The organism is Mesorhizobium sp. ES1-6 (genome assembly GCF_020164775.1).
GTDB lineage: Bacteria > Pseudomonadota > Alphaproteobacteria > Rhizobiales > Rhizobiaceae > Mesorhizobium.
In genome coordinates this window covers 261210-288087 of record NZ_JAIUGU010000005.1, presented here as the reverse complement: position 1 = coordinate 288087, position 26878 = coordinate 261210, and the positions used below count along the sequence as shown (strand labels likewise).

Genomic DNA, 26878 nt, shown 5'->3' with positions numbered 1-26878 from the left:
CGAGGCAGCCCGAACTCGTTTCGCCTTGAATCGGCTTCCGCGAGCGTCTAGGTGCTCTGGCAATGACAACACCGCCCGCGCCATCCCAGCCAGTCCGCATCGCCGCGCTCTATCGCTTTGCCCGGCTCGACGCCTTCGAGGCGTTGCGCGCGCCGCTCGCGGCCTTCTGTTGCGGGCGCGGCATCAAGGGCACGCTGCTCCTGGCGCATGAGGGCATCAACGGCACCGTCGCCGGCAGTGGCGAAGCGATCGCCGCGCTGATCGACCATATTGAAGCGATCGACGGCCTCTCGGGTCTCGAAGTGAAGTACAGCGACGCCGCGGCCATGCCGTTCCACCGCATGAAGGTGCGGCTGAAGCGTGAGATCGTCACCATGGGGGTCGAGACCATCGACCCGGCGACAAGCGCGGGCACCTATGTGGAGCCGGGCGACTGGAACGCGCTGATCTCGCAACCCGATACGCTCGTCATCGACACGCGCAACGCCTATGAGGTCTCGATCGGCACTTTCAAGGGTGCGGTCGATCCGGCGACGGCGAGCTTTCGCGAATTCCCGGCCTGGGTGGAAACACACCGCGCGGAGCTCGAGGGTCGCAAGGTAGCCATGTTCTGCACCGGCGGCATACGCTGCGAAAAGGCGACGGCCTATGTGAAGTCGCTCGGCTTCGAGGAGGTCTTTCACCTCAAGGGCGGCATTCTCAAATATCTCGAGCAGGTCCCGGCCGAGCAGAGCCTGTGGCAGGGCGAGTGCTTCGTCTTCGACGAGCGGGTTTCGGTGTCACACGGCCTCGCCGAGGGTGACGCGGAATTGTGCCGCGCCTGCCGCCATCCGCTGACGCAGAGCGAGCTGACGTCGCCGAACTATGCCGCCGGGGTTTCCTGTCCGCATTGTTTCGATGCCCGCTCGGACGAAGACCGCAAGCGCTACGCGGAGCGCCAGCGGCAAGTGGAGCTCGCGCGAGCCCGGGGCAGGGGTCCGCATATCGGATCCTGATCGAGGCGCCGCGGCCGGCAAAGCGGCCGCGTGTCATTGCAATGTCAGGTTTCGGGACCTACGTCTTCGGCGTTCGAAACCCGCCCGTTCGGCCGGGCAAATGTGGAGGCACTGAATGTTCGATCCCAAGAAGCTTCTCGACGATCTGCTCGGCTCGCAAGTTCCCGGCACCAGCGGCACGGTCCGCGACACGGCCGGACAAGCGGTGCAGATGGCCAAGGACAATCCGCTGGCCGCCGGTGCGCTGGCCGCGGTGCTGCTTGGAACCGGCGCTGGCCGGCAGGTGACGGGTGCCGCGGTGAAGCTCGGCGGGTTGGCCGCCATTGGTGGCCTCGCCTACAAGGCCTATCAGAACTACAAGGCCGGCAACGCACCCGAACAGGCGCCCACGGCCGGCGAGCCGGAATTGCTGCCGCCGCCCAAGGGCACGGCCTTTCACCCGTCGCAGGCGCCGCAAGGCGAGGATGAGTTCACGCTGACCTTGGTGCGGGCGATGATCTCGGCGGCCAAGGCCGACGGCCATGTCGACGACGAGGAGCGCCAGAAGATCGCCGGCAAGCTCAGCCTTGCCGGGATCGGCACCGATGCGGAAAAATTCCTAATGGCGGAGCTGGAGAGCCCGCTCGATCTCGACACGCTGGTGGCCGGCGCCAGGACCGATGCGCAGAAGCTCGAGCTCTATACGGCGTCGCGTCTCACCATCGATCCCGACACGCGCGCCGAGCGTGGTTATCTCGACCTGCTTGCCGGCCGGCTTGGCCTGCCGGATGCGCTGGTCGACCATGTCGAGGCGACGGTTTCGGCGGCCAAGGTGCCAGCGGCACAGGCTGGGACCTCACCCAACCCGCGCTGGTAGGTCAAAACGGGACAGGCGGGTCTTCCAGCGTTAACCTTTCGTTAACTCAGGAAGCGCATGATTCTAGACAGTCGGATCGGCTTTTCCTCCTCCCAAGCCCGGTTCAGATCAGGGCGGTCGCCAATGACCGCCCTTTTTGTCGGCCCTCGCCGGACTTCCTCCAAAGACGCGGTTCCACTTTTTCGAGCGCAGGCGCCCGCGGCCCCGCTTGCCATCGCCGCCGTCATTTGCGATGCCTTCTCCCGAGCCAAATCCTGAAAATCAGTCGGGCACGCGCGGCGCTGCCGGAGGACATCTGCCATGACCGAGCAAAAAACCGCCATCGTCACCGGCGCCGGCACGGGTATCGGCAAGAGCGTCGCCACGGCACTGCTCAAGGCGGGCTGGAACACGGTGTTCTGCGGGCGCCGCAAGCCGGTGCTGGACGCCGCGATCGCCGAGATCGGACCGACCGAGGCGAGGGCGTTGGCGGTTGCCTGCGACATCAGCAAGGCCGCCGAGGTCGACGATCTGTTCGAGACGGTGGCGGAGGCGTTCGGCCGCGTCGACCTGCTCTTCAACAATGCCGGCATGGGCTACAAGTCGACGCCGATCGACGAGATCCCGGTCGAGGTGTGGAACGATGTCGTCGGCGTCAATCTCACCGGTTCGTTCCTGTGCGCGCGCGCCGCCTTCGGCGCCATGCGCAAGCAGAAGCCGATGGGCGGCCGCATCATCAACAATGGTTCTGTGTCGGCCTATGCGCCACGCCCGGGCTCCGTGCCCTATACGGCGACCAAGCACGCCATTACCGGGCTGACCAAGACACTGGCGCTCGATGGCCGCCCCTATGACATCGCCTGCGGCCAGATCGACATCGGCAATGCGCTGACCGACATGGCGCAGCCGATGACCGTCGGCGTGCCGCAGGCCAATGGCTCGATCGCGGCCGAAGCGGTGATGGATGTCCAGCGCGTCGCCGACGCGGTCGTGCACATGGCCAGCCTGCCGCTCGACGCCAATGTTCTGTTCATGACGGTCATGGCGACCAAGATGCCGTTTGTCGGGCGTGGGTGAGCAGCCGCCCTGGCCGCGCTTTCGCCCGAGCCTTATTTTCCCACCAGCGGCACGCCGGGCTTGAAGAGCAGAATAGGCCTGATCTCGTAAACGGCGGTTGGGTTGACACGAAGCAGGTCGCGGGCGATCGCTATCGCGTCGTCCCTGGTGACGCAGTCGACGACATAGAGACCGAGCAACTGTTCCTTGGTCTCGGCGAAAGGCCCGTCGATGATCACACCGTCGCCCGGGCCGCGCAAGGTGCAGGCATCCCGTGTCGTCCCCAGACGCGCCGACGGCCCAAGCGTGCCTTCCGCATGAAGCCTGGTGTTGATCTTCAGCAACTCGGCCATCAGCGCCGCGTCTTCCTGCGGCGTCAGTGCGTCGATCGCGTCTTCCACGTGATAGGCGAGGATTGCATAAAACATCCGAGGTCCCTCATTCCGGTCCTGATCCGGGGAAGTGGTAGCCGTTTTCGGCATGACCGCCCAGCCTCGGCCACGCGCCTCCCGACGGCTCATGACACGATCTGGCGGTTGACGCGGGAGAGGCGACGATTGCCGGCGATCAGCCGGATGGTCGTGACGCCTCGTCGATGAGCCAGTCGACAAACCGGCCTATCAATGGATTTTCCAGGCCTTCCTCGCGGCATATGCAGTGATATTGGGGAGCTGACGGCACGCTGAGGGCCAGGGGCTGGACGAGGCGTCCCTCATCCAGATCCCTGAAGGAGATGATGCCGCTGGTGAGGGCGAGGCCGTGGCCGTCGCGGGCGGCCTGGAGCACCATGGCGAAATTGTCGAAATAGATATCGGATTCCACGAAGTGCGGCACGCGCGCCTCGTTCAGCCAACGCCGCCACTGGCTGCCGTCGTCCTCGTGCAGCAGGCGGTGGTGCAGCACGTCGCGCGGCTCGCGAATGGCGTGCGGGCCGCGCAGCAGTTGCGGACTGCACACAGGGGTCATCGGCAGGCCCTGCAGCAGCCGCCACCAGAATCCCGGCCAGGGCGGATTTCCATAGACGATGGCCACATCGACTTTCCGCCAGTCGATCTCCTCGAACCTCACCGCCGTCAGCATCTGCATGCGGATGTCCTGGTTCTCGTCGAGGAAGCGGAAGATCCTCGTCGCCAGCCAGGTCGTGGCGAAAACAGAGGGTGCCGAGACGCGCAGCGTCGCCTTGGTGGCGGCGCTGTAGGCGTTCGCCGATATCTCGCGGATGGATCCTGATATCTGCTGCATGGCGGCCGCCACACTCTTCTGCAACGCCGCGCCGCGTTCCGTCAGCACCTGGCGGCGACCCTGTTTTTCGAACAGGTCGATCCCTAGCGACAGCTGCAGGGCGCGCAATTGCTGGCTCACCGCCCCCGGCGTCACATGCAGTTCAGCCGCCGCCGCCGCGATGTTGCCGAGGCGCGCCACACTTTCGAAGACACGAAGCGAGTGGAGGGAGGGCAGGGCCATCTGGACGCCAATAATTTAGAAAAACTGTCGGATTTTTCCCTTAAAGATTTAGCTTGTTTGACAGAATTCCGCAACATACCGTCGCGATCAACGTACAAAAAACAGACAGGGGAACCAATCATGAGTGCCATCCGACCTTCAATTTCGGCCGTCGCCAAAGTTGCTCTCGGCATGCTGATCGCCTGCGTTGCGGCGCCGATGGCGCGGGCCGCGGATACCACCCTGGTGCGCGACGGCGTGCTCAACGTCTGCACCGGCGGCGACTTTCCACCCATGCAGTATTACGCCAATCCCGGAGACGAGAAGCTCGTCGGTTTCGAAGTCGATGTCGTCGACGCCATCGCCAAGCAGTGGAACGCCACGACGAAATATGTCGTGGGCGATTTCAAGGGTCTCTTGCCGTCACTCGGCGCCGAGCGCTGCGACCTCGTTGCAAGCGGTATCATGGTGACCAAGGACCGGCTCAAAGCCTATGACGCGGTCCCCTATTTCATCTCCAACGTCGTGATGGTCACGGCAGCATCGGATGCCGAAACCAAGTCGCCGCTCGACCTCGGCGGCAAGGTGCTGGCGATCGAGGCGGGTACCACCTATGAAAAGACGGCCGCGGATCTTGACGCCGAGCTGACGAAGGCCGGCAAGCCGCCGGCGCAGATACAGACCTATCCCTCGGCCTCCGCCGTCATCGAGCAGATCCTGGTCGGCCGGGCCGCGGCCACGATCACGCAGGACACGACGGCCGCCTTCCGCATCAAGCAGATGCCCGGCCGATTGCAGGTGCCGTATAATTATGGCGACGGCGAAACTTACGGGATCTATCTGAGAAAGGGCGGCGACAACCGCGCGGCATTGGTGAAAGCCATCGAGACGCTGCAGGCCAGCGGCGAGATGAAGACGCTGCTGCAGAAGTGGAAGCTTCCCGAGACCGCCACCGACGTCAAGCACGCGACTGAGTGAGGCAAAGGCGGTGTTCGACGGCAAGCTCTTCCTCACCGCACTGTTCGGCTGGCCCCTTGCCAAGGGGGCATTGCTGACCTTGCTCCTGTCGGTGCTGGTGATGATCGTCGCCCTGGCGGTGTCGATGGTCACCGCGGCGCTGGCGACGTCGAAACGGCGCTGGATACGTTTCCTGATCGCCGCCTTTGTCTGGCTTTTTCGTGGGGCACCGGCACTGCTCGTGCTCCTGTTCATCTGGAACGGGTTGCCGCAGATCGCGGCGATCTTCCGGGCAGACTGGTTCACGCCGTTCATCGCGGCCTTTCTTGCCCTGACGCTGATCGAGATCGCCTACCTTACCGAGATCCTGCGCGGCTCCTATGCTTCGATCGGCAAGGGACAATCGGAAGGGGCGGCGGCCCTTGGCCTGCACCGGGGCCAGATATTCTTCCTGATCATCCTGCCGCAGGCCATTCGTGTTGCCCTGCCGGCGCTGGTCAACGAGTTCATCTCGCTGCTCAAGGCAACGTCGCTGGCGACGGTCATCTCGCTGAAGGAACTGATGACGGTAACCCAGTTCGCGATCGCTACCAGCTTTCGTTTCCTGGAATGGTATGGCGCCGCGCTGATCTACTACATGTCCATCGTCTCGGTTCTGACTGTGCTGCAGATGCGGGTCGAGCGCATTCTGGCGCGGGGCCATCGGTGATGCCGGGCACTGGACCCGGCGGCCCCAGCCGTGCCGCCGGCTGGTTTTCAAGCGAGGATCTGGGCGGCGGCATCACGCGGCTCTGGGAGCCGCACGTCCATTCCTTTTTCAGGAGCAACATCTTTCATCTCCGCGGGCGCGACGTCGATCTCGTCATCGACGCCGGCATGGGGCTGGTGCCTCTCAAACCGCTGTTGAACCTGTCGCGTGGCAAGCCGGCCCTGGCCGTTGCAACGCACATCCATGTCGATCATGTCGGCGCGTTGAGCGAATTCGAGACGAGAGCCGGCCACCGCGCGGAGGCTGCTTTTTTCGCGGACATGGCCGATGAACACACACTGGCTCACCTTTTTCGCGCGCAACCGGAGGCCGTCGGCAGGTCACCAGGCGTGACATGGTCGCCGCTGCGTTTCCGGATCAAGCCGGCGCCGCTAAGCAGGATTCTGGACGAGGGCGACAGGATCGAGACCGGGGACAGGTCGCTTCGCATCCTGCATCTGCCGGGTCATTCGCCTGGATCGATCGGGCTTCTCGACGAAGAAAATGGCGACTTCTTCGCCGGAGATGCGATTTATCGCGGACGGCTGATCGACGATCTTCCAGGATCGGACGTGCAGTCCTACCGCAACACGATGCGGCGGCTTTTGCAGATCGAATTCAGCCGTGCCTATTGTGGACATGGCGAGGCGATCGACCAGGAGGAGCTGCGGTCGATCGCGAGAGCCTATCTCGATGGGACGAGCTGAAGCTCATTTCGCCAGAAACGCTCCGATCCGCTCCAGCGCGCGCAGGATGTTCTCCTCGGAATTGGCGTAGGAGAGCCGGATGTAACCTTCGCCGAGAATGCCGAAATCGGGGCCGCCGATCAGCGCCACGCCGGCCTCGTCAAGCAGAGCCGAGGCGAGTTTCTTCGCCTTCCAGCCGGTCTTCGACACGTTGGGGAAGGCATAGAAGGCGCCCTTGGGCGTGATGCAGGAGATGTTTGGCAAGGCATTCAGGCCCTCGACCACGATCTTGCGGCGGTTGTCGAAGGCGCGCATCATCCTGTCGACATCGTCCTGCGGGCCGTCGATCGCCGCGATGCCGGCGAACTGGCTCGGCGCGTTGACGCAGGACCAGCAATTGACCGCCAGCTTGCGCACCTTGTCGTAGAGATGGGCGCCCTTTTCGCCGTTCGGCCAGATCGACCAGCCCATGCGCCAGCCGGTCATCGCCCAGGTCTTGGACCAGCCATTGAGCACGATCAGCCGGTCGCGGATCTCGGGAAAGCCGAGCAGCGAGCAATGGGTCTCGCCGTCATAGGTCATGACATCGTAGATCTCGTCGGACATGATGGCGACATCGGGATGCTTCTCTAGCCCCTTGACCAGCTTCTCGATCTCGGCGCGCGGGGTGACGCCACCAGTCGGGTTGGCCGGCGAGTTGAGGATGAGGAGCCTGGTTTTCGGGGTGATCAGGGCCAGCGTTTCCTCGGCCGAGAAGGCAAAGCCGTTTTCCTCGCGCATCGGCACGGGAATGGGTGCCGCACCCGTGAATTCGATCATCGAGCGATAGATGGGAAAGCCCGGATCGGGGTAGAGGATCTCGGCGCCCGGCTCGCCGAACATCAGGATGGCGGCGAACATGGTCGGCTTGCCGCCGGGCATGATCATCACCGCCTCCGGCGAGACCTCGACGCCGGTGGTGGTCAGCGTGCGGCGCACCACTGCCTCGCGCGTCGCCAGCAGGCCGTTGGCCGGCGTGTAGCCATGGTGGCCGTCACGCAAGGCCTTGATCGCGGCTTCCACGATGTGCTGCGGCGTCTTGAAGTCGGGCTGGCCGATGCCGAGGTTGACGATGTCGCGGCCCTGGCTCGCCAGCGCCGTCGCCCGCGCCAATACCGCGAAGGCATTTTCCTCGCCGAGACGGTCGAAGGCCGAAATCGTGTGGAGCATTTTTCCCGTCCGTGTGGTTCTTGCTGTTGGGTCGCGTTTTTGTGAGCCTTGGCCCGCAAAAGTCAAACGGATTGGAGCTTTCGGTGTCGGAAAATCTTGCGAATTGGCAGCCACGCCCGCGACCCGAGCGCAAGGCGATCGACGGCCGCCATGTCAGGCTCGAGCCGCTGAGCGCGGCAAAGCACGGCGACGGCCTCTATGAAGCGTCTTCCGTATCCGATGTCGGTGGTCGCTTCGCCTGGCTGCCCGACTATCCGCCGGAGACGCGCGCCGCCTTCCAGCCCTGGCTGGACAAGGTCGAGGCCAGCGAGGATCCGTTGTTCTTTGCCATCATCGACAAGGCCAGCGGCAAGGTCGCCGGACGCCAGACGCTGATGCGCATCGATCCCGCTTATGGGGTCATCGAGATCGGCAACATCTATTGGGGACCGCTGATCTCGCGCAAGCCGGCGGCGACGGAAGCGCAGTTCCTGTTCATGAAATATATCTTCGACGAACTCGGCTATCGCCGCTACGAATGGAAGTGCAACAACCGCAACGAGCCGTCGAAGCGTGCCGCGGAGCGGTTCGGCTTCAAGTTCGAGGGCATCTTCCGCCAGCATCTCATCGTCAAGGGTGAAAACCGCGACACCGCGTGGTATTCGATCATCGACAAGGAATGGCCGGCTCTGCGCCAAGCCTATGAAGCCTGGCTCGATCCGGCCAACTTCGACGCCAATGGCCAGCAGAAACGCCGCCTGGAAGATTTTCGCGCGGAATTGGGCGCGTAACAGGAGTTTACCATTTGGCCCATAGCCACGATCACAGCGGGCACGACCATGGCGCTGGTCATGTGCATGGCTCGACCGACAAGAAACGCGTCCTGATCGCGGCCTGCCTGACCGCCGGCTTCATGGTTGCCGAGGCGCTCGGCGGCTTGCTGACCGGATCGCTGGCGCTGTTGGCCGACGCCGGCCACATGCTCGCCGACGCCATCGCGCTCGGCCTGGCCTGGTATGCCTTCCATCTGGCGGACCGGCCGGCGACAGGCCAGCTCACCTACGGCTTCGGCCGGGTCAAGACGCTGGTGGCCTACACCAACGGCATCGCCATTTTCGTCATCGCGCTGTGGATCGTCTACGAAGCGTGGGATCGCCTGCTGACACCGGCGCCGGTGCTGGGCGGACCGATGCTGGTGGTGGCGATCCTCGGCCTGCTGGTCAATATCGGCTCCTTCCTGGTGCTGCATGGCGGAGATCGCGACAACCTCAACATGCGCGGCGCCATCCTCCATGTGCTTGGCGACCTGCTCGGCTCCGCCGCCGCGATCGTGGCCGCGCTGGTCATCCTGACGACCGGCTGGACGCCGATCGACCCGATCCTGTCCGTGCTGGTCTCGCTGCTGATCCTGTCGACCGCCTGGTCACTGATGCGCGCCGCGGCCCACGTCCTGCTCGAAGGCGTGCCGCCAAGCCTTGATCGCGACCTGATCGCCAGTGACATCCAGGGGGCGGTCCAGGGCGTGCGCGAAGTGCATCATATGCATATCTGGTCGCTCGACGGGACAAGCAGCATGGCGACGCTGCATGCCTGTCTCAACGAGGGCGTCGATGCGCATCAGGCGGTCAGCGCCATCAAGAAGCGGCTTGCCAGCGAACACGGCATCAGCCATGCCACCGTGGAACCGGAATTCGGCCGGTGCGCCGACGAGGGCGACGACCACGAGCATGAGCATGAGCATGAGCATGGTGCGGCCCCGCATCATGGCCACTATCACTAGGCCCGATCGATGCCCATTGACCGGATCTGCCCCAGGAGTTCTCCAGCGTTGAAACTCAGCCCGATGAATGACCGCCGCTCCGGTGCGGCATGATGGACCGTGACACACGCAACGCGGCCATCGCGGCGGTCTGGATCATGCTTCTGTTCGGCATTGCCGCTTTCTACCTGCCGACCGTGATGTTGGCGCTCGGCAGTTTTTCGACCGTGCTGGCGGGTATATTCGGCACCGTCTTCGTGCTGGCATTTTTCTTGGTGTTCTGGCTGCGCGCGCGCACCCAGCGCAAAAATCAGGGCAAGTAAGGGATATCGGACATGCGCATTCTGATCACCGGCGCCGCGGGCATGGTCGGCCGCAAGCTCATCGCCCGGCTGGCCAAGGACGGCACGCTGCGCGGCAAGAAGATCACCGCGCTCGACCTGCACGACATCGTGCCGCCGCAGGCGCCTGAGATAGACGGCGTCAGCGTCGCACTGCACACCGGCGACTTGGCCGAAGCCGGCGCCGCCGAGAGCCTGGTCGCGTCGCGCCCCGACGTCGTCTTTCACCTCGCCGGCATCGTCTCGGGCGAGGCGGAAGCGAATTTCGACCTCGGCTACCGCGTCAACCTCGACGGCACGCGCGCGCTGTTCGACGCCATCCGCCTGGCCGGTTTTGCGCCGCGCGTTGTCTTCACTTCGTCGATCGCGGTGTTCGGCGCACCGTTCCCGGATGTCATTCCCGACGAATTCCATCCGACGCCGCTGACCTCCTACGGCACGCAGAAGCAGATGAGCGAGGCGCTGTTATCAGACTATTCCAGGCGGGGCTTTTTCGACGGCATCGGGATCAGGCTGCCGACGATCTGCGTGCGGCCCGGCAAGCCGAACAAGGCGGCCTCCGGCTTCTTCTCCGGCATCATCCGCGAACCGTTGAGCGGGCAGGAGGCGATCCTGCCGGTGCCGCGCTCGGTCGTGCACACCCATGCCAGCCCGCGCTCGGCGGTCAATTTCCTGATCCATGCGGCCGGCATCGGCGGTGCCGCCGTCGGGCCGCGCCGCAATCTGACGATGCCGGGTGTCGCCGTCAGCGTCGGCGAGCAGATCGAGGCGCTTGAACGCATCGCCGGATCGAAGACGGCAAGCCTGATCCGCGAAGTTCCGGACGAGACGATCTGGGCGATCGTCCAGGGCTGGCCGACCCGGTTCGAGGCGCGGCGCTCACGCGAACTCGGCTTCAGCGCCGAGGCGAGCTTCGACGAAATCATCCGCGCCCATATCGAGGATGAGCTCGGCGGCAAGATTCCCGGTTAGAGGTCCGCAGCCATCCGTTCGATCGTGGTGCAGGTCTAGACGCTGCCTGTCAGGCTCGCCGACAACAGCAGCAATCCGAACAGGAACACGAAGGCGGCGCCGCCGATCTCGACGATCGAGTGGATACGGTTGCCCATGCGGCCGTCGCCGGCGAAATAGACCGCCCAGTTCTTGGCGGTCACCGCCAGCGTCGCCAGCGCCGAGACGGTGATGGCGGTGCCGATCGACATGGCCAGCACCGACAGCAGGCCGCCAAGCCAGAGCCCGTTGAGCAGCGCGAAGCTGAGTACGATCAGCGCGCCGGAGCAGGGGCGGATGCCGACCGCCGCCACCGCCGACCATGCGGTGCGCCAATCGAAGCGGTCGCCCGACAGCAGCGCCGGATCGGGCGCATGCGAGTGGCCGCAGGTGTCGCAGACCTCGCCCGCATGGTCGTGATGCGCATGGTCATGGGCGCCGTGATCATGATGATGGTCATGCGCGCTGTGGTCATCGTGCGAATGATCATGGGCATGGTCGTGGTCGTCATGCACGTGAAGCGCGTGCGAATGGGCATGCGCCGAGTGGGCTGCGTGCGAATGGCCTGCATGGGAATGCCCGGCGTGAGAATGCCCGGCATGAGCCGCCGACAGGCTATAGGCCGGCCCCTTGCCAAACAGGCGCAGGACGGCGGGGCCGAGCTTGCGCCACAAAAGCCAGGCGCCGAAGAGGGTGACCAGGGCAAAGCTCATGATCTCCATGAACCAGGCCGCATCGGTCATCGAGATGGTGGTGCCGCGCAGGACGAAATAGGCAAGCAGCATCACCAGGATCGCCGTCAGGCCCTGCAGCAGCGCCGAGACGAAGGACAACAGGATGCCGCGCTTGAGCGCCACTTCGTTGGCCACCATGTAGGACGAAATGACGGCCTTGCCGTGGCCGGGGCCGGCGGCGTGGAAAATGCCATAGGCGAAGGACAGGCCGATGAGCACCCAGAGCTTGCTGTTGTCCTGGCGCATCGCCTTCATCGCCGTCGCCAGCGCGCGGTAGAATTCCTGCTGGCGCAAGTTGATCCACATCAGGATGTGGGCGAACGGACCGGTGGTGGGCGCCATGCCGTCATTGACGCCGATGCCGAGCGAACTCTGGGCGTGCGCCATGCTGGCGAAATGCATCGTGACAAAGGCGACGGCCAAAAGGCTGAACGCCAAGCGCAGGGATGGTTTCGTCACCGGATTCATCCTTCTGGCTGACAGGTCAGTTCGAGCTTGGTGGCAAAGATCTTGCTCATGTCGGTGCCTGTCGGGTCGTTGAAGAAGGCATCCGTCAGGGTCTTCTGGTTTTCCTTGATAGCTTCGTCCGGGTCCGGCCGAACGACCTTGCTGGTGCAGTTCGACGGCAGGCCTGCGACCGTGATGTTGGAGTCCTCGGTGAAGTCGATCGCCGTGTAGAAGGTGGGGTCGTAGACGCCTATGTCGATGGTGCCGGTCAGCTTGATCGGCACCTTGGGTTCGGATTCGAACAGGATGATCAACTGATCGTTGTCGAAATTGGCCATCAGATGCGGCGGCGGCACCATCGTCACGTCCTTGCCGTTCTGCGTGACGAGCTGGAAGTAATTGAACTCGGCCAGCGAGGCATGGACGGTGTCGGCGACCTCCTTCAGCTCCTTGTCGTCAAGCTTCAGGTCGGAGTTCTTGTCGAACTCCATCATCACCGTACTCGAAAACAGGTCGTCGAAGCGCCAGAGATGGCGCAGCGCTTTCACACTTTGGTGATCCGGTGACAGGATCACGTCGAGGCGTGCCTCGGCGAAGACGTGCGGATGCACCTCGGCCGGTCCCGTCGCGGCGAAAGTCGCCGCCAAGGCCGAAGCCAGCGTGATTGCGTGCCGTTTCAAATGCATTCGCGGTCGCGATTCCCTTGGCTTTCGAGAGCGTTGTCGAAGGTTACCAGAAAGGGGGCGAAATTGGGACTGTCGGCACATGTCACCCAAAAGTGCGCGGCTGTTCCGATGCAACGACCGGACGCTACCAGAATTCAAAGCGCATCGCGGCGCGACGCACCTCCAGGGCTGAGGCAGTTCAGGCGCTTTCGCGCGTCCTGAACCACTGCACCAGGAAGTCGACGAAAACGCGCACCTTCGCCGGCAGGTAACGGCGATGCGGATAGACGGCGAAGATGCCGCCGCCCGACAGGATGCGGTCGTCGAGCACCGCCACCAATTGGCCGCTCTTGAGGTCGGGCGCGGCGATGAAATCCGGCAGGATGCAAAATCCCAGCCCCGACAAGGCCGCGGCGCGCGCCGCCATCGGGCTGTTGACCTCGATCGGGCCCGACACGGCAATACTCACCGGATCGCCATTGTCGCCCTTGAACGGCCAGTTGTTCAGGCCGCGGCCATTGGTGTCGACGATGCAGGGCATGTGGCCGAGATCCTGCGGCCGCGTCGGCATGCCATGCTTGGCGATCAGTTCGGGAGAGCCGCACAGCTTGATCGAAAACGGCGCCAGCCTTCTGGCGATCAGCGACGAGTTCTCCAGGCGCGAGATGCGCACGGCGAGGTCGAAGCCTTCCTCGACCAGATCGACGAAGCGGTCGTCGAGCTGGATGTCGAGCACGATGTCGGGATACTGCTTGGCGAAGTCGATCAGCGACTGGCCGATCGGCGCGTCGGCGAAGGTGCGTGGCGCCGACAGCTTGATCCGGCCGCGCACGTCGCCGGAGGATTCGCGCACGGCGTCGGCCAGGCTGTCGACTTCGCGCACGATCTCCGAGGCGCGGCGGTAGTAGGTGTGACCGGCCTCGGTCATCGAGAACTGCCGGGTGGTGCGGTTCAAGAGCAGCGCGCCGAGCTCGTCCTCCAGTTCGCGCACATATTTCGACAGCAGCGCCTTGGAGCGGCCGATCTTGCGCGCCGCCGCCGAAAAGCCCTCGGCCTCGACGACGTCGATGAAGGCACGCATGCGGGTCAATGTGTCCATGGTTCAGGCCTTTTGTGCTGCGTCCAAAGCGCGGCGCGTCGAAACGAATTCATGCGACGCGCTTTGGGTGTTGTTTGATGCATGTCGTTGTCGCAAAACCGAGGTCACTTTTGCGCGACATGCATTAGAAGTTTCCGGCCGAGCCGTATCAGGGCAATGTCGCTGCCGGAAGGGCCAAGCAGCGACAGGCCGAACGGAGCGCCGGCGACCGAGCCGATCGGCAAGGTGATTTGCGGGAAGCCGGAGAGCCCGGCCAGGCACAGGAGATGCAAGGCGCGCTCGCGATAGGCCTGGAACTGCTCCGGCGTGCTGTCGACGTAGGGCGCGGGGCCCGGCACCGTCGGCAGGACCAGGAAGCCGTCCTTGCCGAGCAAGGCGTTCAGTTCGCCGCGGAACGTCAGCCGACGCACTTTCTCGGCCTGGGCCGTGCGGTCGTCGACGGCGCGGCCGAAGCCGAAACGCTCCTCGACGCCGGGTCCGAGGTCGCGCTCGCCGCTGGTGATCCAATCGCCATGCACCGCCCAGGCTTCCCTGGCCTGCAGCCGGCGAAAGCACCAGTAGAGTTCGTCCGGGGAGGAGCTGAAGCGCGTCGTCGGCATCGCCGGCACGCCGAACACCGCGCTCGCCAGCGCCTTCATTTCCGCATATTTGGCGAGCGCCGGGCGGGCGACCATTTCGTCCAGCCAGGCGAGCGAGAGCGGGCGGTCCAGGGAATGTTGGTGCGGGTCGCGGCCAAGCAGCAGCTTGCCGACGGTCTCGTAGGTCTCGATGTCGTCGGCGAACCAGCCGAACGTGTCGAAGCTCGGCGCCAGCCGCATGGTGCCGTCGAGGGAGATGCGGCCATGCGTGGTGCGCAGCCCAATCAGCCCGCAGAAACTCGCCGGCGCGCGGATCGAACCCCCGGTGTCGGACCCCGTGGCGATGTCGGCCAGCCTGCCCGCTACCGCCGCCGCCGACCCCGACGACGAACCGCCGGTGACACGGTCGGGTGCCGCGGGATTCACCGGAAACGGAAAATGCGCGTTCTGGCCGAACAAAGCGAAGGCGAGCTCGTCGGTCTGGGTCTTGCCGATGAAACGCGCACCGGCGTCGAGAATCGTCTGCACGGTGGGTGCCGTGCGCGAAGCGGCATGGCTTCCGGCGAATTTCTGCAAATTGCCGCAACCGGTGCGGTAGCCGGCAACGTCGTAAATGTCCTTGACCGCCAGCCGCAGCCCGGCCAGCGGGCCAAGTTCTGCATGCGCCACCGGCATCCGGCGAAGGTCGAGGAAGGCGTGGAGGGGGCCGTGCGTGCCTGTCATCGTTCGATATCCGGATACGGTCGCGCCAACATTGTTCGATGCCAGAAATTTTACAACCTGGGATACGATTTTTATTGATTGTGAAATGCTTCGCCCCTATATCGCGCTTGCCCAAAGTCGCACGTGCCTGTGGGTGTCCGCCGATCCTCGAATGGTGAGGGAAATCGGTAAGGTAACTGGAGCCAACCCCTCCAGTCGGTTTAGCGGCCAACCGCCAGACCGAGGACACCTTGAAGCAACGACGGTGCGGGCCTTTCTGGTTCTCTGCCGGTTGTCCAAAGACCGGGGTTACTGAAGAGGCACACCTTCATTGCCGGCAGTGCGGAACGGGGTTCTCCCAATCCAAGCCAAGGCAGACAAAGCGAACCGAAGCCGGGCAAGGCCAAGGTTCATCGCCGCGAGACGGCGTTTCATGGTTCCGGGGTCTCCACCGGCTGGTTCCATTGATTTTCCGTCCCGCCTTTGTTTGACCGCGTGTTCGCGAGGCCGACAGCCCGCGTCCGCACCCTTGCGCGCGCCGAAAGGCGTGATGGAGAAACCCGATGGCCACCCAGCGTATCCTCGACTTCCTCGCCACCCGACGTCCGTCCGGCCCCTGCCTCGTCGTCGACCTCGATGTCGTGCGCGACAATTTCCGCGCCTTCGAGAAGGCTCTGCCCGATTCCAAGATCTACTACGCGGTGAAAGCAAACCCGGCGCCGGAGATCCTGCGCCTCCTTGCTGCGATGGGCTCGTCCTTCGACACCGCTTCCGTTGCCGAAGTCGAGATGGCGATGGACGCCGGTGCGCCGGCGGACCGCATCTCCTTCGGCAACACCATCAAGAAGGAGCGTGACATCGCACGCGCCTACCAGCTCGGCATCAGGCTGTTCGCGGTCGATTGCGTCGAGGAGGTCGAGAAGATCGCCCGCGTCGCTCCAGGCTCCCGCGTGTTCTGCCGCGTTTTGACCGATGGCGAAGGCGCCGAATGGCCGCTGTCGCGCAAGTTCGGCTGCGTGCCCGCGATGGCCGTCGACGTGCTGCGCCATGCCAAGGGCCTCGGCCTCGACGCCTATGGCGTGTCGTTCCATGTCGGCTCGCAGCAGACGGACCTGACCGCCTGGGACCGCGCGCTGGGCGATGCCAAGAAGGTGTTCGCGACGCTGGCCGAGGAAGGCATCGTGCTCAAGATGGTCAATATGGGCGGCGGCTTCCCGACCCGTTACCTGAAGGACGTGCCGGTGGCGCAGGCCTACGGCCAGGCGATCTTCTCGGCGCTGCGCAAGCATTTCGGCAATGCGCTGCCCGAGACCATCATCGAGCCGGGCCGCGGCATGGTCGGCAATGCCGGCGTCATCAAGTCGGAAGTCGTGCTGATCTCGAAGAAGGCCGACAACGACAATGTGCGCTGGGTGTTCCTCGACATCGGCAAGTTCGGCGGTCTCGCCGAGACGATGGACGAGGCGATCCGCTACCCGCTGGTCACTCGCCATGACGGCTCGGAGACGGCACCTTGCGTGCTCGCCGGCCCGACCTGCGATTCGGCCGACGTGATGTACGAGAAGACGCCCTATCCGCTGCCTTTGTCGCTGACCATCGGCGACGAAGTGCTGATCGAAGGCACCGGAGCCTACACGACCACCTACTCGGCGGTCGCCTTCAACGGCTTCGAGCCTCTCCGATCCTACGTGATCTGACGGTTCTTTTTTCCGCGCGTTTTCGGCCACCACTTCGCCTGAAAATGCGCTGAGAACCGGTCAGGTCATCCGGCGCGGGCGCTTGTCGTCCGCCCGGCTTCGCTTGTGGAACAGATCTCCGCTCGCCAGGGATTGCGGAAATGGAAATGTCAGTTGAAATCGTAGCTCATGCGCCGGCTTTCGCCATGGTCGCCGAAGCCGTTGCCGACGTGGCGGCGCGCGAAGCCTTGCTCGATCGCGCCATGGGGCCGAAGCGCAAGACCAAGTCCTCGGAGAAGCTACGGCGCGGCCGTAGGCCCTCGGAAGGCCTTGCCTTCGTCGCGCGCGATGGGTCGGGCGGCGTGGCCGGCACGGTGCGGCTATGGGACGTCACGCTGGGCGAGGGCGGTTCGGCGGCGCTGCTGCTCGGCCCGCTCGCCGTCGATCCCTCGCTCAAGAGCGCCGGCATCGGCTCGGCGCTGATGCGTCATGCGATCGCGGAGGCCGGGCGCCTCGGCCACGCCGCGATCCTGCTGGTCGGCGACGCGCCTTACTATGGGCGCTTCGGGTTTTCGGCCGCCAGGACCGGTGCGCTCGCCATGCCTGGACCTTACGAGCGGCACCGCCTGCTGGCGCTGGAACTGGTGGAAGGCGCCCTCGACGGCGCCAAGGGCACGCTGAAGGCGTCCGGCCGCAAGCTCAAGGGGCAGGCGCCGACGCTGGCTGCGTGAGGCTTCAAGCTCGACCGCCATGCAAACAAAACGCCGCCTCGGAAAGGCGGCGTTTTGTCATCTCAAAGCCGCTTCTGGCGGCGACGTCCGTTCAGCCGATCAACTGGCTCAGAGCCATGGCGACAGTCATGTCGCCTTCGACCTTTATCTTGCCGGTCATGAACGCCATGGTCGGGTTCAGGTCGCCCGCGATCAGCGACTCCAGATCGTCGAGCGACAGCTTGATGGTGCAGTCGGTGGGAGCGTCCGTGGTCGAGACGGTCGCGCCGTCGATGACGATGACGCCGTCGCTGCCGGTGTCGAACTTCACGGAACGGTCGAAGCCGCTGCTGGCCACGCGCGACTTGATCTTCTCGGCAATATCCTGAACGCTCACGCTGTTCTCCCTGTCTGGTTGCATCTGCTGCATCGGTCACGCGACGGTACTTCGGCCCAGCCGAAGTCCATGCGACATCACTGGCGATCATGATCGCTGCCGCATATAGCTTTGGATTGACGTTTACGTCAACGCGAATTGCAGGAATTGTCTCGGACGCCGGCTGCCATCGGGACCACCAGCGCCGGGCCGATGGCTCAATGCGCGCTGACCGGCTTTGGCGTCTCGGGCGCCGTGGCGGCGGACTCCTGCCGGCGGCGCAGCCAATTGTCGCGGATCTCATCCTTGCTCAGGAAATTGATCTGATCGATCAGCACTTCATGCACCAGGGTTGCGCCGACGCGGGTGTTGACGGTGTCGCGGATCGCCGCGCGAAAGGCATCGAGGTCGACCGTTGCCTTCTTGGTGAAGTCGATCTGGGGATGGGCGTAGAGATAGCTGTAGACCTCGTCCGTAATCAGCGCCTCGGCGGGGATCGACAGCTTCTTTATCTGTTCCGGCTCGACGGTGTAGACGAGCTTGGCCAGGAAGTAGCCGTCGATCTTCGAATCGTGGATCAGCGGCACCGAAATGATGTCGGTCTTGACGTAGTCCAGCCCGCCCAGCATCGGCTTGGGTTTCTCGCCGACGCCCTGTTCACCGGCGGCCTGGAACGAATAGAACACCGCGCCGAGCGTGGCGGCGCAGATCCAGACCGCTATGGCGATGACTTTGATCATTTTGAACCCGAGCCCGGCATCGCCGCGCCCTAACCCTTCATCCTGCCGAACTCGCCGGCGGAGTAGGTGCCATCGGTCTCGGCGCGCTGGATGGCGCTGCGCAGCAGGCTGGCGACCTCGTTGACGGCGCTCAGGTGCGCCAGGATCGCGGCCTCGTTCTTCGCCAGCTTCTGGCGCAGCCGGGTCAGGCCCTCGCGGTGCTGCTCGAGGAATTCCGCTTCGCTGCCGCCCTTCATGGCCCGGGTCAGCTCGTAGAGATAGCGGCTCTTGCGGGCGTTCGACGCCTTGAGGTCATAGCTGGTGTCGTTGCGGATGCCGGCGGTTTCTTCCTCGACCACCTCCTCGATGCGGCCGATGATGGCGGCAAGGTTTCCAGGCCGCGCGAAAGGGGTCGGAGCGTCCGACGCGGTCGTGCGCGCGGGCAGCTTGGCGGTGAATTCCGAAGAGTCGGCCATGTGTTTCCCAGTCCTAGATCTTGATGTCTGTTTTTATGGTTGTCTCGTCGCCGGTCATCGACCTGGCGGCCTTGCGCTGCAGTTCCTGGACGAGCGAGGTGGACAGACGGGTCTGCTGATCGATCTCGGTCTTTTCCGGCCCATTCGAAACCGGGCCGATCGGAACCTTGCGCTTGCCGTCCATGTAGTGGTCGGCGAGCAGCGACTTGGCGATGCCGATGCCGCCGCGGTCGGCCATGACGTCGGCGACGCGCTCGGCGAGCTGCGATTTCCACATGTCGCCGGCGAGACCCGTGCCGTAGACGCCCTCGGTATCCTTGGGCAGCATGTTCTGGATGAAGGTCTGAAGGACCATCGCCTCGAACTTCTTGAACTTCTTGGCCGGGTCGGCCGTCGCGGCGGCCTTGTCAGCCGTCGCCCGCGACAGGATCGAGCCGGCATCGACCGAAGCCGCGCTGTCGACCGAAAACGTGCCGGCAACGCCGCCCGCACGCCTGGTCAGCGCGGCGCGCGCAGCCTCGATATCAGCCGGTTCCGCGGCTCGGGCGACATCCATCACGATGTCGCTGGGTGGAGAAATCGCCAAGAAAGTCCGCCTTTTGCCGGTTTTCCTTAGCTAGGACCATGCCTCAACAAGCTTGTGGCAGGCTTGCGGGGGGTGGGCTGCTTGACTCAAGCCAGACGCGGGGAACCAGCGACGCGGCCCGCTTCCCGTTGCGCTGTTGGCCTGGCTGATGCTGGTCTCGGCCGCCTTGCCGGTGACCTCGGCAGCTTTTGCGCCCACGGCGCAAATAAATTGGCGCCTCTGTCGATTAGGCTTGCGGCGCTTCCAATGTCACCAGTAGAGATCGCGGCATATGCTGCTCGCGCGCATATGCCGTCGGCACGCTCGCCGGTGGTAAGAAGCGCTATCTAACCGCTCCCGATCGACCGTAAGGGCGGCGGTGTCTGTCAGGAAATGAGGCGGATCAAGATGACCACCTGTCTCAGCGTCGCCCCCACCTGTCTCAGCGTCGCCCCCACCTGTCTCAGCGTCGCCCTTTGTGTCGACGGCGGAAATGTCGACCAAGCGGCCGTAACGATTGCTTCGGTGCTGGAGCATCTCTCGCCCGGGCCACCCCTGACGTTTCACGTATTTCATGACGCGCCACCCAGCCGTCGCTCCCGGCGCCTGGAAAGGCTGCGAGTGGACCCACATCGTGTGTTCGTGCGTTACGTCGAGAACCGGTTTCGCGACATGGCGCGCTTCGATCACGTCACGCCCGCGGCGTTGCTGCGGCTGCAACTCGGCGAGTTCCTTCCCGACCTGGATCGCGTTCTCTATCTCGACGCGGATATCCTGGCGGTGGCCGACATCCGGCCGTTGCTCGCTACCGATCTTGGTGGCGCGGTGGCCGGTGCCGTCCGGGATTTGGGCCTGCATGCGGCGCTGGCCGAGGAGGCGGCAACCGGCCGCCCCGACCATGTGCTCCATGTCCGCGACGCGCTCGGCTGGGACCCTGACGACTTCACCTATGTCAATTCCGGGATGCTGTTGCTGAACCTTGCCGCCCTTCGCCGCGAACGGTTCGGCGAGCGAGCGGGCCAACTCGTGCTCGACCATCCGCACAGGTTCCGCTGGCGTGACCAGGACGCCATAAATCTGCTGCTCCGAGGCCGCGTTGCCCTGCTGGATCCGCGCTGGAACACCATGGTCTGGCTCCTGGAGCGGGAGCCACGCCGGCACTATGTCGATATGGCCGCCGCGGCACTGCAGCGCCGCGATCCCTGGCTGTTGCATTTCTCCGGCGCCACCAAACCATGGGACAGTCTTGTCGACATTCCCGATTACCGTCGCTGGTGGCGCGCGGCGATCCGTACCTCGCCGCTCTGGGGCCTGAGCTGGGTCAGGCTGCTGCTCGCGACAGCGGTCGCGTCGGCGTGTGGGGCGATCCGGAGAGAACGCAGGCGCCTGCGCGCAAGGCTGCTCTCATCGAGTTCCACTCGATAAAGGCGCGGGGTCGTTCCACCGCGTGGTGGTCGTCCTGTCGATGCATGGCGGCAGCGACCTTTGAGGACATTTGCGGGGCCTGGGCTCAATCGCCGCGGCTATTCCTGCCGCTTCTGCGCGATCAGGTCCAGCCGCTCGCGGTCCGATCTCTCGCGCTCGTCGCGGTTGCGCACGTCCTTGTAGGCACGCTCCACCATGTTGGTGCGGGCGGTGGCGGCGGCGATAAGGCCGGCTTCCTGCCTGGCGCTTTCCAGGCTTGCCTCCTGGCGCAGAGCAGCCTGGGCGATGCGGCGATGATACAGGTCGGGGAACAGGCCGGAGAGGGAATCGTCCTGGTCGAAATAGCCGATCAATTCGCGGGCTTCGGTCTCGGCGGCGCTTGCCGCCGCCACGAAGGTGGCGTGGCGGGTCTCGTGCAGGGCCTTCAGCTGTTCCTGCACCTTGACCAGTTTCTTCAGGCGATCCTTGCGCGTGCTCATCTCACCTCGCCAGCGTGAGGTTGACGAAGCCGTCAACGAACAGCGACAGCATGGTGCCGACGGCGAAATAGAAGATCAGCATGCCGCCGGCCATCACGAAAGGCTGGGAAATGAAATAGATCGGGATCTGCGGCGTCAGCTTGTTGACGAAGCCGATCGTCAGATTGACCAGAATGGCATAGGCGACGAACGGGCTGCCGAGGCGGATGACCAGGAAGAACGTATCCGACACGGTGTCGGTGATGTCGACGAGGGCTGCCTGCGGATTGAAGAAGACGTTGACCGGCGCGACCGTGTAGGACGTCACCAGGGCCCTCACGATCTCGTGGTCGAAGTCGAAGACGAACAGCATCAGCAGCGCCGAGAACGAGATGATGGCGGCGAGCGCCGCTTGCGGTTCCGGCTCCTCGATCGCCGGTCCGCCGGAGCCGCCATAACCGACCAGCATGGCGATGGCCGAGCCCATGAAGCGCAGCCCTTCCATGTAGAGCCTGGTCATGGCGCCGATCAGCCCGCCGACCAGCAGCTCCGAGATGATCATCGGCACCAGGACCTGTGGACGCGGATCGACGAAGGGAAAGATCTTGTCCCACAGGAAGGCGAGCAGGCCCCCGGTGGCGGCGACCGCGACGAACAGCCTGACCTGCACCGGCACGCGGGCGCTGGACAGGCCTGGCATCAGCATGAAGCAAGCGCCGATGCGGCAGAAGGCAAGGAACGCCGCGATGACGACCGCCTGCGAGAGAATGTTCACGATATCGTCCCGAGCACCCTGATCTCGACGCCCTTGGCGATTTCGACATGGGAGAGCACCGGCAGCGTGGTGAACAGGCGCTCGATGATCATGCGCACATAGGGGCGCGCGTCGGGCGCGGTCACGAGCACGAAACGCTCGCCGGCTTCGAGGTGCTTCTTGATCGCCTTGGTGGCGTCCTGGCCGAACTCTTCCAGCTGGCGCGGATCGATGTCGAATTCGCGCACCTCGCCCTTGGCGTCGCGCTTGAGGCTCTGGTGGAAGGCGAGGTCCCAGCGGTTGCCGAGGCGCAGCACCTTGAGCACGCCGCCTTCCGAGAGGTCGCCGCAGATCTGCTGGGCCATGCGGATGCGCACATGCTCGACGATCTGCTCGGTGCGGCGCACATGCGGCGCGATCTCGGCGATGGCCTCGATGATCAGATGCAGGTTGCGGATCGAGACGCGTTCGGCCAGCAGCAGCTTCAGCACCGCCTGCAGGCCGGGATAAGAGATGTGGGTGGTGCAGATCTCGTCGGCGAGCTTGCGGTATTCCTGGTCCTGGCGTTCGAGCAGCGCCTTCATGTCCTTGTAGGACAGGAGCTGCGGCAGGTTGTTGCGGATGACTTCCGAGAGATGGGTGAGCAGCACCGACATGTTGTCGGCGAAGGTGAAGTTCTCGCGCTTCAGATCCTCGGCGAAGGTTTCCATAACGGAATAGGCGCGCATGCCGAAGGCCGGCTCGCGAATTTCCTCGCCGGGGATCTCGGGTATGTCGCGGTTGCCGAGCAGCACCATGATCTCGCCGACGCGCATCGAATATTCGGCGACCACGGTGCCGTGCACCTTGATCTGGTAGCTTTTCGGCGGGATGGCGAAGTCGTCGGCGACGCGGACTTCCGGCACGACGAAGCCGTATTGCTGGGCGAATTTCTTGCGCATCTTGGACATGCGGAAGACCAGTTCCTGATGCGAGACCAGGAGCCGGGTGGAAAGCTGCTTGCCGATCAGAAGTTCGATCTCGGCGGTGGCGAGCGAGGCCTTGACCGAATTCTTCTCCTCCTCGGCCTTGGTCGCCTTCTCCTGGTGCTTCAGCGCCTCGGCCTCGGCGACGGCGCGGTTGTGGCGCATCGGGATGACGTAGCCGAGTCCGGCCATGCCAGCGGCGAGCGCGAAGAACGGGAACAGTGGCAGGCCGGGCATCAGGCCGAGCAGCACCAGCAGTGCGGCCGCCACGTAGAGCGCGCGCGGGTGGGCGCCGAGCTGGCCGAACACGGCCTGGTTGGTCGAGCCGCGCGTGCCACCCTTGGATACCAGCAGGCCGGCGGCGAGCGAGACGATGAGTGCCGGGATCTGGGTGACGAGACCGTCGCCGACCGACAGCTTGATGAACACGTCGGCGGCTTCGCCCATGCCCATATTGTGCCTGATGTAGCCGATGGCGATGCCGCCGACGATGTTGATGGCGGTGATGATCAGGCCGGCGATGGCGTCGCCGCGGACGAATTTCGAGGCGCCGTCCATCGAGCCGAAGAAAGAGGATTCCTCTTCCAGTTCGCGCCGGCGCAACTGCGCGGTCTTGTCGTCGATCATGCCGGCCGAGAGGTCGGCGTCGATCGACATCTGCTTTCCGGGGATGGCGTCGAGGGTGAACCGTGCGCCGACTTCGGCGATACGCGTGGCGCCCTTGGTGATGACGATGAAGTTCACCACGATCAGGATCATGAAGACGATGAGGCCGATGACGAAGTCCGAGGCCATGACCAGCTTGGAGAAACCGGCGATGACATAGCCGGCGGCGTGCGTGCCCTCATTGCCATGCGACAGGATCATGCGCGTGGTGGCGATGTTGAGCGACAGGCGCAGCATGGTGGCGATGAGCAGCACGGTCGGGAACGACGAGAAATCGAGCGGCCGCTGGATCCACAGCGCCACCATCAGGATCAGCACCGACAGCGCGATCGAGAAGGCCAGCCCGACGTCGATGAGAAAGGCCGGGATCGGCAGGAACAGCACGGCCAGGATGACGACGATGCCGAGCGCGAAGAAGACGTCGCGACCGTTCTTGGCCACCGCGCCGGGCTGGATGCTTTCGCTGATCGCCATTCTCGTCCTCGAACCCATGCACTGCCGAGCATGCGACAGCCCGGCGAGGGTAGCTGGCCAAGCTTGCGCGAGGGTGGGAGAGTGCGGGCTCGATTCTCTGGCGAAGGATACTCCATGCTCCTGATCATCGGCACGATCCGCCTGCCGCCCGACAGGCTCGACGAGGCAAGGCCCGTGATGGAACGCATGGCCTCGGCCAGTCGCGCCGAGGACGGCTGCCTCGAATATTCCTATGCGCAGGATGTCTTCGAACCTGGCTTGATCCGGGTCACCGAAGTGTGGAGCGACAGGATTGCGCTCGATGCGCATTTCCGCGCGCCGCATCTTGCCGACTGGCGCGCGAGCTGGCCGGGGCTCGGCATCGGCGAGCGCAATCTGGTGCTCTACGAGGCTGGCGAGCCCATGCCGACCTGAGTGGGCCACGTCGGCGCCGGATCGGTGGGCGTACGCAACTGGCGGGCAGCCGTCGGCACTGGAGGCGGAGAAAGCCGGATCGAACGGTTCGCGGCCATATTGCGCCTTCGATGTCGGCATTGTGGTTGTCACGCCGTGCCGCCCGGCGTATCAGGCGGGTCTACCGTTGCCTTTTGATATCGGCGAGCCGCCCCGGTGCTTTCCAGGACCCAACCGCAAGTTTACGCCCGCCGGCTACGCGCGGTGCTTCTGAGATCAGTCCCTCTGCTCGAGGCGCGCGGCATCGCCGTGGTGATCCTGGCGGGCATTGTCGGCGTCGCGGCGGGTATACTGGTCACAGCGATGAGCCAGATCGTACAGGACCTGCACGGATTGCTGTTCGGCGTCCAGCCAGGCGGCCGGCTGTCGGGCATGTTCTCGCTCGCCAATCCGATGCAGGCGCTGGTCCCGGCGATCGGCGGCGTCCTGCTCGGGATATCGGTGGTCTGGCTGAGGATCCGCAAATTCCGCACGCCGGTCGACCCGATCGAGGCCAATGCCCTCTATGGCGGGCGCATGTCGCTGACCGATACCTTCATCATCGTCGTCCAGACGATGATCTCCAGCGGCTTCGGCGCCTCGGTCGGCCTGGAGGCCGGCTATACGCAGGTCGGCTCCGGCGTCGCCTCACGGCTGGCGCGCGCCTTCCGGTTGCGCCGCAACGATGTCCGCATCCTGGTCGGCTGCGGCGCCGCCGGCGCCATCGCGGCGGCCTTCGACGCGCCGCTGACCGGCGCCTTCTATGGTTTCGAACTTGTCATCGGAATCTACTCGGTCGCCAATGTCGCGCCCGTCATGACCGCGGCCATCTCGGCGTCGCTGACTGCCGAGGTTTTCGGCGGCGTGCCGTTCCCGCTCGAGCTTGCAGGGCTGCCGCAGCTCACCGCCAGCCAGTATGTGCCGTTCCTGCTGCTCGGTCTGCTGGGCGGAGCGGCCTCGATCGCCATCATGCAACTGGTGACGTTGATCGAACGCGGTTTCAACAGGCTGTCGGTCGATGCCTCGCTGCGCCCCGTCATAGGCGGTGTCCTGGTCGGGCTGCTGGGGCTGATCACGCCGCAGGTCCTGTCCAGCGGCCATGGCGCGCTGCATCGCGAGTTCGCCATGAATTATGGGCTGGCGGTGGTGGCGAGCGTGTTCGTGTTGAAGCTGGCGGCGTCCGCCATCTCGCTGGGCTCGGGCTTTCGCGGCGGACTGTTCTTCGCCTCGCTGTTTCTCGGCGCGCTGCTTGGCAAGGCGTTTGCCGGCGTCATGGCGCTGGTCTCGCCGGCGACCGGCATCGACCCTTCCGTCGCCGCCGTCGTCGGCATGACGTCGCTCGCTGTCGGCGTCGTCGGCGGTCCGCTGACCATGACCTTCCTGGCGCTGGAATCGACCCGCGACCTGACGCTCACCGGCGTGGTGCTGGCGGCCTCGATCATGGCGGCGATCCTGGTGCGCGAGACCTTCGGCTATTCGTTCTCGACCTGGCGCTTCCATCTGCGCGGCGAGACCATCCGCAGCGCCCACGACGTCGGCTGGATGCGCAGCCTTACCGTCGGCTCGATGATGCGCGAGGACATCAAGACCGTCGATGCCTCGACGACGCTGGCCGCCTTCCGCAAGGAGTTCCCGCTGGGTTCGGCCCAGCGCGTGATCGCGGTCGACCCGGGGGATGAGTATGTCGGCGTGCTGATCGTGGCCGAACTGCACAGCGATCCCTCCGGAGGCGAGGTGCCGGTGCGCGATCTTGCCCAGTACAAGGATGCGGTCCTGGTGCCCAGCATGAACGTGCAGGCGGCCGCCGAGACCTTCCAGCGCGCCGGGGCGGAGGAACTGGCCGTGGTCGAGGATTTCGCCGACCACATCGTGCTCGGGCTGCTGACCGAGGGCCATTTGATGCGGCGCTATGCCGAGGAACTCGAAAAGGCGCGCCGGGATCTGTCGGGCGAGGGGTAG

The 26878-nt window shown here is 64.7% G+C and carries 29 protein-coding genes; 15 read left to right on the top strand and 14 right to left on the bottom strand.

Translation table 11 applies throughout. From position 1 onward, the window contains the following. The first annotated feature begins 62 nt into the window (after positions 1-62). From LB564_RS15940 to LB564_RS15930, 3 genes are all read left to right on the top strand, one after another. A complete protein-coding gene (locus LB564_RS15940; RefSeq protein WP_224539084.1) occupies positions 63-995 on the top strand; it encodes a rhodanese-related sulfurtransferase in 933 nt (310 codons plus the stop codon). A gap of 115 nt (positions 996-1110) precedes the next feature. Beyond that, positions 1111-1851 (top strand): tellurite resistance TerB family protein, encoded by a 741-nt coding sequence (locus tag LB564_RS15935; protein WP_224539083.1) that lies wholly within the window; start codon positions 1111-1113, stop codon positions 1849-1851. A 300-nt stretch (positions 1852-2151) separates the two neighbouring features. Then, positions 2152-2907 carry an SDR family oxidoreductase gene (locus tag LB564_RS15930; protein ID WP_224539081.1) on the top strand — a complete coding sequence of 252 codons (756 nt, stop codon included), beginning with the start codon at positions 2152-2154 and terminating at the stop codon, positions 2905-2907. Positions 2908-2939: 32 nt separating this feature from the next. On the opposite strand, the gene LB564_RS15925 is transcribed toward LB564_RS15930, so the two are convergent. Together LB564_RS15925 and LB564_RS15920 are read right to left on the bottom strand one after the other, a co-directional pair. Then, a complete protein-coding gene (locus tag LB564_RS15925) occupies positions 2940-3314 on the bottom strand; it encodes a YciI family protein (protein ID WP_224539079.1) in 375 nt (124 codons plus the stop codon). Between the two features lie 139 nt (positions 3315-3453). After that, positions 3454-4350, bottom strand: a complete 897-nt coding sequence (locus LB564_RS15920) for a LysR substrate-binding domain-containing protein (protein WP_224539077.1) — start codon at positions 4348-4350, stop codon at positions 3454-3456. A gap of 120 nt (positions 4351-4470) precedes the next feature. Here LB564_RS15920 and LB564_RS15915 point away from each other — a divergent pair, with 120 nt between their 5' ends. From LB564_RS15915 to LB564_RS15905, 3 genes are read left to right on the top strand one after another with little or no spacing between them, the layout of a single operon-like run. Then, positions 4471-5307: a transporter substrate-binding domain-containing protein gene (locus LB564_RS15915; RefSeq protein ID WP_224539075.1), complete on the top strand. Its 837-nt coding sequence runs from the start codon at positions 4471-4473 to the stop codon at positions 5305-5307. A 10-nt stretch (positions 5308-5317) separates the two neighbouring features. Further along, complete coding sequence (locus LB564_RS15910; protein ID WP_224539073.1) at positions 5318-5995, top strand: amino acid ABC transporter permease; 678 nt, start codon at positions 5318-5320, stop codon at positions 5993-5995. Continuing rightward, positions 5995-6741, top strand: a complete 747-nt coding sequence (locus LB564_RS15905) for an MBL fold metallo-hydrolase (RefSeq protein ID WP_224539071.1) — start codon at positions 5995-5997, stop codon at positions 6739-6741. The genes LB564_RS15910 and LB564_RS15905 overlap by 1 nt, the downstream gene beginning before the upstream one ends. A 3-nt stretch (positions 6742-6744) precedes the next feature. Here the strand turns inward: LB564_RS15905 and LB564_RS15900 are convergent, their stop codons facing one another. Further along, positions 6745-7929, bottom strand: coding sequence for a pyridoxal phosphate-dependent aminotransferase (locus tag LB564_RS15900; RefSeq protein ID WP_224539069.1), 1185 nt, complete (start codon positions 7927-7929; stop codon positions 6745-6747). Positions 7930-8012: 83 nt separating this feature from the next. Between LB564_RS15900 and LB564_RS15895 the strand changes: the two genes are divergently transcribed. The 4 genes from LB564_RS15895 to denD all read left to right on the top strand — a co-directional run bounded on the left by LB564_RS15895 (position 8013) and on the right by denD (position 10980). Continuing rightward, positions 8013-8699 (top strand): GNAT family N-acetyltransferase, encoded by a 687-nt coding sequence (locus LB564_RS15895; RefSeq protein ID WP_224539067.1) that lies wholly within the window; start codon positions 8013-8015, stop codon positions 8697-8699. A 14-nt stretch (positions 8700-8713) separates the two neighbouring features. Then, positions 8714-9688, top strand: coding sequence for a cation diffusion facilitator family transporter (locus tag LB564_RS15890; RefSeq protein WP_224539065.1), 975 nt, complete (start codon positions 8714-8716; stop codon positions 9686-9688). Positions 9689-9777: 89 nt separating this feature from the next. Next, positions 9778-9990, top strand: a complete 213-nt coding sequence (locus tag LB564_RS15885) for a hypothetical protein (RefSeq protein ID WP_027043097.1) — start codon at positions 9778-9780, stop codon at positions 9988-9990. A gap of 12 nt (positions 9991-10002) precedes the next feature. Continuing rightward, complete coding sequence (gene denD, locus LB564_RS15880; RefSeq protein WP_224539063.1) at positions 10003-10980, top strand: D-erythronate dehydrogenase; 978 nt, start codon at positions 10003-10005, stop codon at positions 10978-10980. Positions 10981-11015: 35 nt separating this feature from the next. Here denD and LB564_RS15875 read toward each other — a convergent pair whose 3' ends face one another. From LB564_RS15875 to LB564_RS15860, 4 genes are all read right to left on the bottom strand, one after another. After that, positions 11016-12200 (bottom strand): nickel/cobalt transporter, encoded by a 1185-nt coding sequence (locus LB564_RS15875; RefSeq protein ID WP_224539061.1) that lies wholly within the window; start codon positions 12198-12200, stop codon positions 11016-11018. Then, positions 12197-12865 carry a DUF1007 family protein gene (locus LB564_RS15870; protein WP_140704446.1) on the bottom strand — a complete coding sequence of 223 codons (669 nt, stop codon included), beginning with the start codon at positions 12863-12865 and terminating at the stop codon, positions 12197-12199. Before LB564_RS15870 ends, LB564_RS15875 begins: the two co-directional genes overlap by 4 nt. A gap of 178 nt (positions 12866-13043) precedes the next feature. After that, positions 13044-13943: a LysR family transcriptional regulator gene (locus tag LB564_RS15865; RefSeq protein WP_015315874.1), complete on the bottom strand. Its 900-nt coding sequence runs from the start codon at positions 13941-13943 to the stop codon at positions 13044-13046. A 104-nt stretch (positions 13944-14047) separates the two neighbouring features. After that, positions 14048-15244, bottom strand: coding sequence for an amidase (locus LB564_RS15860; protein ID WP_224539059.1), 1197 nt, complete (start codon positions 15242-15244; stop codon positions 14048-14050). A 542-nt stretch (positions 15245-15786) separates the two neighbouring features. Between LB564_RS15860 and odc2 the strand changes: the two genes are divergently transcribed. After that, positions 15787-16920: an ornithine/lysine decarboxylase gene (gene odc2, locus LB564_RS15855; RefSeq protein WP_140704449.1), complete on the top strand. Its 1134-nt coding sequence runs from the start codon at positions 15787-15789 to the stop codon at positions 16918-16920. Between the two features lie 140 nt (positions 16921-17060). Next, a complete protein-coding gene (locus LB564_RS15850) occupies positions 17061-17630 on the top strand; it encodes a GNAT family N-acetyltransferase (RefSeq protein WP_140704451.1) in 570 nt (189 codons plus the stop codon). Positions 17631-17721: 91 nt separating this feature from the next. Here LB564_RS15850 and LB564_RS15845 read toward each other — a convergent pair whose 3' ends face one another. The 4 genes from LB564_RS15845 to LB564_RS15830 form a co-directional block, all read right to left on the bottom strand. After that, positions 17722-18006, bottom strand: a complete 285-nt coding sequence (locus LB564_RS15845; RefSeq protein WP_140704453.1) for an SCP2 sterol-binding domain-containing protein — start codon at positions 18004-18006, stop codon at positions 17722-17724. 197 nt (positions 18007-18203) lie between these two features. Then, positions 18204-18725, bottom strand: a complete 522-nt coding sequence (locus tag LB564_RS15840; RefSeq protein WP_140704455.1) for a hypothetical protein — start codon at positions 18723-18725, stop codon at positions 18204-18206. 29 nt (positions 18726-18754) lie between these two features. Further along, the gene (locus LB564_RS15835) at positions 18755-19180 is read right to left on the bottom strand and encodes a hypothetical protein (protein ID WP_140704457.1); all 426 of its coding nucleotides are present in this window, start codon (positions 19178-19180) and stop codon (positions 18755-18757) included. Between the two features lie 13 nt (positions 19181-19193). Further along, on the bottom strand, positions 19194-19736 hold the full coding sequence (locus LB564_RS15830) for a rod-binding protein (protein WP_140705028.1): 543 nt from the start codon (positions 19734-19736) through the stop codon (positions 19194-19196). 417 nt (positions 19737-20153) lie between these two features. Here LB564_RS15830 and LB564_RS15825 point away from each other — a divergent pair, with 417 nt between their 5' ends. Continuing rightward, entirely contained in the window at positions 20154-21170 is a 1017-nt protein-coding gene (locus LB564_RS15825) for a glycosyltransferase family 8 protein (protein WP_224539057.1), read from the top strand. A gap of 98 nt (positions 21171-21268) precedes the next feature. Here the strand turns inward: LB564_RS15825 and LB564_RS15820 are convergent, their stop codons facing one another. The 3 genes from LB564_RS15820 to flhA are packed head-to-tail and all read right to left on the bottom strand — an operon-like array spanning position 21269 to position 24487. Continuing rightward, positions 21269-21649 (bottom strand): hypothetical protein, encoded by a 381-nt coding sequence (locus LB564_RS15820; protein WP_224539055.1) that lies wholly within the window; start codon positions 21647-21649, stop codon positions 21269-21271. Between the two features lies 1 nt (position 21650). After that, positions 21651-22403, bottom strand: coding sequence for a flagellar biosynthetic protein FliR (gene fliR / locus LB564_RS15815; protein WP_224539054.1), 753 nt, complete (start codon positions 22401-22403; stop codon positions 21651-21653). After that, the gene (flhA, locus tag LB564_RS15810) at positions 22400-24487 is read right to left on the bottom strand and encodes a flagellar biosynthesis protein FlhA (RefSeq protein ID WP_224539052.1); all 2088 of its coding nucleotides are present in this window, start codon (positions 24485-24487) and stop codon (positions 22400-22402) included. Before flhA ends, fliR begins: the two co-directional genes overlap by 4 nt. Before the next feature lie 114 nt (positions 24488-24601). On the opposite strand from flhA, the gene LB564_RS15805 reads away from it, so the two are divergent. Continuing rightward, entirely contained in the window at positions 24602-24901 is a 300-nt protein-coding gene (locus LB564_RS15805; protein ID WP_224539050.1) for a putative quinol monooxygenase, read from the top strand. A gap of 195 nt (positions 24902-25096) precedes the next feature. Then, the gene (locus LB564_RS15800; RefSeq protein ID WP_140704469.1) at positions 25097-26878 is read left to right on the top strand and encodes a chloride channel protein; all 1782 of its coding nucleotides are present in this window, start codon (positions 25097-25099) and stop codon (positions 26876-26878) included.